This is a genomic window from Streptomyces sp. SID1328 (assembly GCF_009865595.1).
GTDB classification, from domain to species: domain Bacteria; phylum Actinomycetota; class Actinomycetes; order Streptomycetales; family Streptomycetaceae; genus Streptomyces; species Streptomyces griseoluteus.
This window is the reverse complement of the sequence record NZ_WWKH01000190.1, coordinates 1-892: the sequence shown is the minus strand read 5'-3', so window position 1 is coordinate 892 and position 892 is coordinate 1. Positions and strand designations below refer to the sequence as shown.

Annotated in this window: 2 protein-coding genes; both read right to left on the bottom strand. The window is 73.3% G+C overall.

All coding sequences use genetic code 11. The annotated features are described in order from the left end of the window. A partial coding sequence (locus GT030_RS05730) for a TatD family hydrolase (protein WP_202459726.1) occupies window positions 1-410 on the bottom strand: 410 nt, incomplete at its 3' end. Next, the coding region (locus GT030_RS05725) for an EboA domain-containing protein (RefSeq protein WP_161200136.1) at window positions 410-892 on the bottom strand (483 nt) is incomplete at its 5' end. The genes GT030_RS05730 and GT030_RS05725, both read right to left, overlap by 1 nt.

The window sequence follows — 892 nt, the reverse complement described above, 5'->3', positions numbered from 1 at the left end:
GTGTGGACGAGGGCGGGCAAGCCGTGGTCGGCGGCGAGCTGGAGCTGTGCGGCGAGCGCGGTGTCCTCGGCCGGGGTCATCGAGTCGTAGCCGATCTCGCCCACGGCGACGACGCGGTCCTTGACGAGATAGCGGGGCAGTTCGTCCAGGACGGGGGTGCAGCGGGGGTCGTTGGCCTCCTTCGGATTGAGGGCGATCGTGCAGTGGTGGGCGATTCCGTACTGAGCGGCCCGGAAGGGTTCCCAGCCGAGGAGGGAGTCGAAGTAGTCCAGGAAGGAGGCGGTGGAGGTGCGGGGCTGGCCGAGCCAGAAGGCGGGCTCGACCACGGCGCGGACGCCCGCGGCGCGCATGGCCTCGTAGTCGTCGGTGGTGCGCGAGGTCATGTGGATGTGGGGGTCGAAGAGGCGCATCAGCACTCCTTGCCGTGGGGGCCGCCGCCGCCCTCGGGCGCGGGGGGCGGCGGGGCTGCTTCGGGGTCGGTCAGGGCCAGGACGTGGTGCAGGTCATCGGGGACGGGGCGGCCCGCGGCGGTGCGTTCGGCGGCGAAGTCGGCCAGCATGCGGGCGAGTTCGGCGTCGCCGTGGGCGCGGGCGGCGAGCTGGGCGACACCGGTCACGGGTACGCCGGTGAACAGGCACTTCAGGATCGCGTGCCGCCATAGGTGGGGGCTCAGGTGGCGGGCGGCGTAGGGGCCGAGGGCCGCGGTGAGGAGGCGGGTGTCGTTGGTGCGGAGGGCGTCCTCGACGACGGGCAGGGCTTCGGGGCCCGCTACGAGGTGCGGCAGGGCGTGCAGGACGGCTCGGCGTTCTTCGGCGGTGCCTCGGTGGTAGACGCGGGTGAGGTCGGCGGGGGTGGGGTGGGCGGCTTGGAGTATGAGGATGCGGGCGGTGTC